The sequence below is a fragment of the Colwellia sp. D2M02 genome (genome assembly GCF_018860755.1).
Lineage (GTDB): Bacteria > Pseudomonadota > Gammaproteobacteria > Enterobacterales > Alteromonadaceae > Colwellia > Colwellia asteriadis.
Window position 1 is genome coordinate 9,685 of record NZ_JAHKPW010000059.1, and the last position, 7,831, is coordinate 17,515.

Sequence of the window (7,831 nt, forward strand, 5' to 3'; positions counted from 1 at the left end):
GACGCTTTTTTTATCTCTTACTATCACTGTTAAATAATTAACGGTATTAGTTTCTCAGAGAAATGGCTGGCGAAGTATCAATTTCACCCGTTTTTGAAATTGTCGCAATGTTATCATTACATAGCAAAATAGCTAAGCACCCTAAGCTATCGGCACGAATAAACACTAACTCATAACCAAATTGCGTTAAACTGCTCGCTGAAAATTTTTGTGCTAGGGTTAAATTGTCCCATATATCAACAGCTTCATTAGCTGCTGTTTGTCGCCTTTCTAATAAATCATCTCGTACTGCAACTGCGTGCATAATCAACCTCAATACAACTTTTATTTAAGCTTAATAACTATTATTTACAGTGCTTGAAATTTAACCTATCGCTAACAGAACATCAATAAAAATTCACTACTCATGATAAAATAACTCCTTTATGATGAAAGCAGAAAAATAAGCGCTAAAAAGTACACCTAGCATTATATAAAGGTAAAAATATGAGCGATACATTAAACGAGTTACTAGCATTATTATCATTAGAAAAAATTGAACAAGGCATTTATCGAGGACAAAGCCAAGATTTAGGTTTTAAAGCATTGTTTGGCGGTCAGGTTATGGGGCAAGCCTTGTCGGCAGCACAAGAAACCGTCGCCGAAAATCGCTTTATTCATTCTCTACATTCATATTTTTTAAGACCTGGTGATGCTAATCAACCTGTGGTTTATGAAGTTGAAAAAATTCGTGACGGTAGTAGCTTTAGTACTCGCCGCGTACAAGCGGTACAAAATGGTAATGCAATTTTTTATATGACAGCATCATTTCAGCATGAGGAGCCTGGGTTTAATCACCAAGATACTATGCCTGATGTTCCAGCTCCTGAAACACTTCCTTCATTTAATGACTTTATTGTTGCTCACCAGCATTACTTACCCGAGCCTCTACGTGAGAAGTTTTTAGCCGAAAAGCCTATTGATATTCGCCCTGTACAGCAATACAACTGGATAAACCCAACTAAAACTGATTCTGTTAGTCAAATGTGGATAAAAGCTAATGGCACCTTACCTGAAGATTTACGCACGCATACTTATATGTTGGCGTACACATCAGATTTTCACTTTTTGCCAACTGCACTATTGCCACACGGCGCTAGTCATTGGTTGCCTAACTTTCAAATAGCAACAATAGATCATGCTATGTGGTTTCACCGCCCATTTAAATTTGATGATTGGTTGCTATATTGTATGGACAGCCCGTCAGCCAGTAATGGTCGCGGCTTGGTACGCGGTCAAATTTATAACCGACAAGGTGAGCTGGTTGCATCAACCATGCAAGAAGGAGTTATTAGACAACGCTAAAGTGGGTATATAAAGCGAGGTAGCACTGAGCTAATTAACCTGAATTCAGGTTAATTATACTTGCTCTGAATTAAGGGTTAGTTAACACTTAAACACTCATATAAGTTTTAACTAACCGCATTTTTAGCATCAAGTGCTTTGCGTTTTTCCCGCGCTAATACACTAACCTTAGCGTTCAATTTAGGTGCCAAACCAAGCATAAAGTACACTTCAGCCATAAGAAATAGTGGACCAATTAAAAACTGACTCAAATCATCAACAAAGGCTGGCTTGGCTTTTTCATAATAATGACCAATAAACTGAACAATCCAGCCAACAACAAATAAGCCAATAGCTAGAGACAAAATGCCACTGACATCACTACATAAGTGCGCCAGGTATAGGTTCAATAAAATATATCCCACCATACCTAGTGCGAGCAAACGATGTAGCAGTAAATAGTACAAAGCTACAAAAGTAAAAATAACCATAGCTAAGGTAAATTTTAGCCGTAACGCACTGTCAAACAAATTGCTAAACTCAAGCTCGAAAGTAATCGTATTGAGTAGCAGGGTAACCGCAAAAACAATTAAAGGTACCCCGACAAAATGACTGCTAATATTTTTCGAATTCAGATGTACACTTTTGTAACGTGCCAATTGCTCTGTTATTGATTTCATTACAATACCTTTAGTCGTTCCGAGCAACAATGCTCTGAGGGCTTTACATTAAGACTTACGCTGCCAATCATGTCCGCTAGGGTGCTGAAAAACGCGAAGCTCAAATTGCGAAGCAACAGCAAAGAGGTGGTCAAATATATCCGCTTGTATCGCTTCATACGTTAACCAATCAGTGGTATCTGCAAAGCAATATATTTCTAAAGGTAAACCGTTTTCGGTCGCAGGTAATTGCCTAACCATACAGGTAAGGTTTGAGCGTACTTGTTGGTTTCGTTGTAAATATTCGGTGATATAGGCGCGAAAAGTACCAATATTGGTCAACTGCCTATGATTTATTTTTACTAATGATTCGTCGTCGTTATCTTGTTTACTTTGCGAGGCTAATTGTTGCTTTTTATCCTTGAGATAATTATTTAATAAAGAGGCGTTACTTAATTGCTGAATTTTATCGGCACTAAAAAAATCAATACTACCTAAATCAATAATAATACTGCGTTTAATTCTTCTAGCACCAGTATGGTACATATTACGCCAATTTCGAAACGAATCACTAATTAATGCGTAAGTAGGTACCGTTGTGATCGTTTTATCAAAATTTTCAATTTTAACCGTACTTAAACCAATTTCAATAACATCGCCATCGGCACCATATTTAGGTAATTCAACCCAATCACCAGTGACCACCATTCTATTGGCAGATATTTGAATACTCGCCACCAAGCCTTTGATAGTGTCTTGAAAAACCAATAATAAAACCGCAGTTAAAGCACCTAAGCCACTCAGTAAATATACTGGCGATCGGTCAATAATTAAGGCAACAATAATAATGCTCGCCACTATATATAATGCCAACTTAATCATTTGAATAATGGCATTTAAAGGTAAGTAACGTTGTTTAGCGGTTTCTTGATAACCACTACGACCTGCATTAAGCAATGCACTAATAGAACGAGCAATTTGAAAGGTAAGAATAACTTTAGCAACCAATATCATAACCGGCTGAGACAAGCTGTCATCAGGTAAAATGATAGGTGCTAGAAAAAGCATTAATATAAATGGAATTAACAGTGTGACGCGGTTTAATACATTATGCTCAATTAGCGCGTCGTCCCACTTGTTTTTACTGTGAACAATAACGCGCTGTATTACTTTAAGAATATGATATTTAGCAACATAGAAGCTAATACTACTAATCACTAGAATAACCGCTACGCCAATCGCAATAGCAGCACTATCTAAATAGACTTGTTGTACACCCTGCTCTGTTAACCAGGCTTTAATCAATTCATTCATAAGACTTTAAACCCTTGTAACCTGCTATGTTAAGTTATTCATTTAACTGTTGTGCTGACATCATTTCAGTTAACTTTGCATCTTTATCGTGCCAAAACTGTGTTAACCATTTTTGAAATTCAGCTTTATTAGCGCGGCCATCAAAAAAGTTATCACCAAATTCTTCTTTAATATTTAATGTGCGAATATTGACATGAACATCTTTCACTCGTCCGCACAGCAGGTCAGCAAAACTTGGAATGCCATCAGGATAATAAATACTTACGTCAACAATTGTTGTGAGGTGCTCGCCCATTGCATCTAGTACAAAAGAAATACCACCGGCCTTTGGCTTTAATAAATGTTGAAAGGGTGAGTTTTGTTGTTGATGTTTTTCGGGGGTAAAGCGCGTCCCTTCGATAAAGCTCATAACACTAACAGGTTTATATTTAAATTTAGCGCAGGCTTTGCGAGTTGTTTCTAAGTCTTGCCCACGTAGGTGTGGATTTTTACGTAAAAATGCTTGTGTATGGCGCTTCATAAAAGGAAAGTCTAATGCCCACCAAGCTAGCCCTAGTAATGGTACATAAATAAGTTCTTTTTTCAGAAAAAACTTTAAAAAAGGAATTTCTCCATGCAATGCGCGCTGCAATACAAGTATATCAACCCAGCTTTGGTGGTTAGCTAAAACCAAATACCAATCTTTTTTATTGAGGCCATTCAGGCCAGTAATCACTATATTGGTCTTGGTGAATAGTTTCTGATTAATACTATTAACCGCAACCCAGTTACTGGCCATTAAATCGAGTAAGTAACTAAATACTTTTTGCGTAATATTAAATGGAAAAAGTGCCTTCAATAATGAAAACAATAAAATAGGCAATAACCAAAAAATGGTATTCACAACATAAAAAAGAAAAGAGAACAAACCGATAAGTTTGCCTGGGAGAAAATTAAGCATATTCGTTTTAATTAAGACTAGTTTAACTGTTTACAAGATACGCTTATTTAACCACGAATGAGAAAAAATTTATACGCTTTATTCTACCTACTGATTAATTTAATCAGCTTAATCAATGGTTATGCTCACTAGAAAATTATTTCTCCTCTAATAATGTCTTATGAAAAACAACACAATTTATCAACATTTAAAGGCCGTTTTTAAATTATCTACTGGTACAACTAATGACTTCTACACGTCAATAAAAATAGTCAATCTGATCTCGGCTTAACAAATATTTCTCTAGTAGCTACTGTTCCTAACCTCTTCGTTAAATTGACTTGCAATAGATCAGCTATTGACGTGAAATTTCCCTTGGATTAAGAATAGCGTTTCACAAAATAATTTTCACTTACATTTCAATAAATTAAATACCTACTAGACCGAATTCAGGTTAGTTAAATGGCAATATGTAAATTGAAAGAACTGGGTAGCTTCTTCCTTAGCTGATTAAGTTATTACCGAGCAGAATAAAGTATGTGCATTTCCCTCGCCATTAGTGCATAAATATCTTCGACAGTTGAATTTATATTCTCAGTCCAGCATACTAATCGTTGGTGTTATAACAGGAGGAAAAATGAACTTTAATCGAGCTGTAATTAAAGTAGGCAGTGCGCTAGTCGCCCCAAGTAAAGATGGTTGTAGTGGCAAATATACCCTAGCAATTGCTCAATTTATTACTAAGTGTCAACAGCAAGGTAAAGAAATAATCTTAGTCTCATCCGGTGGTGTCGCTGCTGGTAGAAACTTAATTCAACACGGTAGTCCAGAGTTATCTGTATCCACAAAAAAAGCCATGGCCAGTGTTGGTCAAATGCAAATGATGGCAAACTGGCAACGTTTTTTTGATAAGCCATGTAGCCAAATACTCATCACTCAAGACGATTTAGCCGATCGTGAGCGCTTCATCAGTATTCAACGTACTATTCAAATTCACCTCGACAATAATATATTACCTATTGTTAATGAGAACGATACCGTTATCACTAACATGCTCGCCATTGGTGATAATGACAATTTGGCGGCATTAGTCGCGCAAGCTTGTGAGGCAGACTGCTTATTTATTTTAAGTGACATTGATGGCCTCTTTAATAAAGACCCTAATGCGCATCCAGATGCTGAATTGATCCCTGTTATCGATAAAATTACCGATGACATATACTCTATGGCGGGTACAAGTCGTAACCCAATTGCCACAGGTGGTATGAAAACCAAAATTGAAGCGGCCGAAAAAGCAATTGAACATGGCATTCATACCTATATTATTAATGGTACCAAAAGTGAGGTTTTTGCCTCAGTACTGGAAAATAAAAACCCTGGTACACGCTTTACTGCTCACACCAACATCATTACCGCTAAAAAACATTGGCTCAAACATACCTTAAAGAGCCAAGGGCAAATTAATTTAGACAAAGGTGCCGTTAATGCCTTAATCAATAAAGGCGCTTCTCTTTTACCATCAGGGATTAAATCCGTTCATTATGCTTTTGAAGCGGGTGATGCTATTGAGTTAATTGATGATCAAACCAATAAAGTGATAGCAAAAGGAATTTGTGCGTATAACCATCACGACTTAAAGCGTATTATTGGTAAGCAAAGTGATGATATATCGGATATTTTAGGTCACGATGAAGGAGATGTCATCGTTCACCGTAATGACATGGTTATCTTATAACCTCCCTCTGTAGCGCACAATTAGCGTAACACTAACAGAGCCGACCTTAATCAATTAAAATGAGTATAACTATGACAGAATTTAACATCGCAAGCATGGCAAGCCATGCAAAAACAGCGAGTCGAGTTGCCGCACAATTATCGGCACAACAAAAAAACGCCTTACTCAATGCTATTGCAGATGCTATTGAAGCAAACAGCGACTTTATTATTGCAGAAAATGCCAAAGATATTACTGCTGGTGCAGAAAAAGGCTTAACTCAAGCAATGCTTGATCGGCTATTACTCACCCCACAAGCAGTGAAAGATATTAGCGCCGCTATTCGTGAAATTAATGGTTTGAAAGATCCCGTAGGCGATGTCAGCAACTTAGCACTACGCCCTAATGGCTTACAAGTGGGCAAAATGCGCATTCCGCTTGGGGTAATTGCAATGATTTATGAAGCACGCCCTAATGTTACTGCCGAAGCCGCCGCTTTATGTATTAAATCAGGTAATGCGGTGATTTTACGTGGTGGCTCAGAGGCCATTCACTCTAATTTAGCCATTGCCCAATGTTTACATCAAACCATTGCTGAATTAGGTATCGACAAAAATATCGTCAGTGTTATTCCTGATACTAGCCGTACTGTTATTGAGCAGCTTTTAAAACAAAAAGAAACCATTGATTTAGTAATCCCACGTGGTGGCGAAGGGCTTATTCGCTATGTTACTGAAAATAGTCAAATTCCTGTCATTCAGCATTACAAAGGTGTTTGTCATTTATACATTGATAAACATGCGGATTTAGACAAAGCAATCAACATCTTAGTCAATGGGAAAACCCAAAAACCAAGTGCATGTAATGCTTTTGAAACGGTTTTAGTGCACGGTGATATTAGTGCGCAATTTTTACCACTCGCTGCCAAAGCATTAGCCGATGCAGCTAAGGTAAATGTACATGCATGTAAGCACAGTATTGGTTTTTTCCCTAATGCGGAACTCGCCACACAAGACGATTACCATGCTGAATACTTAGCACAAGAAATTGCCGTGAAAGTAGTGAGTAGTTTTGATAATGCTATTGCACATATTAATGAGTTTACCTCTGATCATACCGAAGTCATTATCAGCCAAGATATTTCTCGCTGCCAAGCTTTTGTTAAACAGATAAACTCATCAGTGGTCATGGTTAATGCCTCATCACGCTTTTCCGATGGTAACCAACTTGGTTTAGGCTCTGAAATTGGTATTTCAACCAGTAAGTTACATGCATATGGACCTATGGGGCTTGAAGCATTAACAACCGAAAAATTTATTGTCTTTGGTGACGGACAAATTAGAGAGTAAAACTCACCTGAACTGAATTACTTAACTTATGTATCGCCATAGTTAAGTAACTTAATGAAGAGCACGACCTTTTTGATTCGGTTTTTGCTTACTAATGTTTAACGCCAACCGCTCAGGCCATTGCCCTTGATGTTGGCGTAAACAAGATTCCTCACTATCAAAGCGCACAGCATGGTTAATATTTTTCACAACCACACCTACTTTCAATAACTGTTTTTGAATATTATCGCGTAAAAAAGCATCTTGTTTATTTGCCAGCATAGCTGTTATTTTTTCGTCGGTCGTAAATACACAAGTCACCACTAAACTTGCAGGAAAGTTAGTATAACTAGCTCTATGAGTGAGCCATTCAAAGCCTTCAATTTCATGTAAAGCACTTTCACAAGCAATTGTTAACGCCTTACAGACATTGTTATCTATTTTTTGACTGGTTTTGTTAAGTTTCATTTTACAACTCATTAATAAGCAAACCGTGATTTTAACGTGAGCGATAACTATCTACAATAAATCTCTACCCTCATTAAGCCTAAACTAATTAACCTGAACTCGGTTT

8 protein-coding genes are annotated in these 7,831 nt (G+C 37.2%); 3 read left to right on the forward strand and 5 right to left on the reverse strand.

Annotated features, from left to right (window positions below; genetic code table 11):
• Positions 1 to 46: 46 nt before the first annotated feature.
• Complete coding sequence (locus KO495_RS10430) at positions 47 to 304, reverse strand: hypothetical protein (RefSeq protein ID WP_215980351.1); 258 nt, start codon at positions 302 to 304, stop codon at positions 47 to 49.
• Between the two features lie 182 nt (positions 305 to 486).
• Here KO495_RS10430 and tesB point away from each other — a divergent pair, with 182 nt between their 5' ends.
• Positions 487 to 1,344, forward strand: a complete 858-nt coding sequence (gene tesB / locus KO495_RS10435; protein ID WP_215980352.1) for an acyl-CoA thioesterase II — start codon at positions 487 to 489, stop codon at positions 1,342 to 1,344.
• A 107-nt stretch (positions 1,345 to 1,451) separates the two neighbouring features.
• Here tesB and KO495_RS10440 read toward each other — a convergent pair whose 3' ends face one another.
• The 3 genes from KO495_RS10440 to KO495_RS10450 are packed head-to-tail and all read right to left on the reverse strand — an operon-like array spanning position 1,452 to position 4,236.
• Positions 1,452 to 2,003: an Mpo1-like protein gene (locus tag KO495_RS10440; protein ID WP_215980353.1), complete on the reverse strand. Its 552-nt coding sequence runs from the start codon at positions 2,001 to 2,003 to the stop codon at positions 1,452 to 1,454.
• Positions 2,004 to 2,051: 48 nt separating this feature from the next.
• The gene (locus KO495_RS10445) at positions 2,052 to 3,296 is read right to left on the reverse strand and encodes a mechanosensitive ion channel family protein (RefSeq protein WP_215980354.1); all 1,245 of its coding nucleotides are present in this window, start codon (positions 3,294 to 3,296) and stop codon (positions 2,052 to 2,054) included.
• A gap of 34 nt (positions 3,297 to 3,330) precedes the next feature.
• Complete coding sequence (locus KO495_RS10450; protein WP_215980355.1) at positions 3,331 to 4,236, reverse strand: acyltransferase; 906 nt, start codon at positions 4,234 to 4,236, stop codon at positions 3,331 to 3,333.
• 616 nt (positions 4,237 to 4,852) lie between these two features.
• Between KO495_RS10450 and proB the strand changes: the two genes are divergently transcribed.
• Complete coding sequence (gene proB, locus KO495_RS10455; protein WP_215980356.1) at positions 4,853 to 5,950, forward strand: glutamate 5-kinase; 1,098 nt, start codon at positions 4,853 to 4,855, stop codon at positions 5,948 to 5,950.
• Between the two features lie 71 nt (positions 5,951 to 6,021).
• Complete coding sequence (locus tag KO495_RS10460; protein WP_215980357.1) at positions 6,022 to 7,278, forward strand: glutamate-5-semialdehyde dehydrogenase; 1,257 nt, start codon at positions 6,022 to 6,024, stop codon at positions 7,276 to 7,278.
• Positions 7,279 to 7,329: 51 nt separating this feature from the next.
• Here KO495_RS10460 and KO495_RS10465 read toward each other — a convergent pair whose 3' ends face one another.
• Complete coding sequence (locus tag KO495_RS10465; RefSeq protein WP_215980358.1) at positions 7,330 to 7,725, reverse strand: Fis family transcriptional regulator; 396 nt, start codon at positions 7,723 to 7,725, stop codon at positions 7,330 to 7,332.
• Positions 7,726 to 7,831 lie beyond the last annotated feature (106 nt).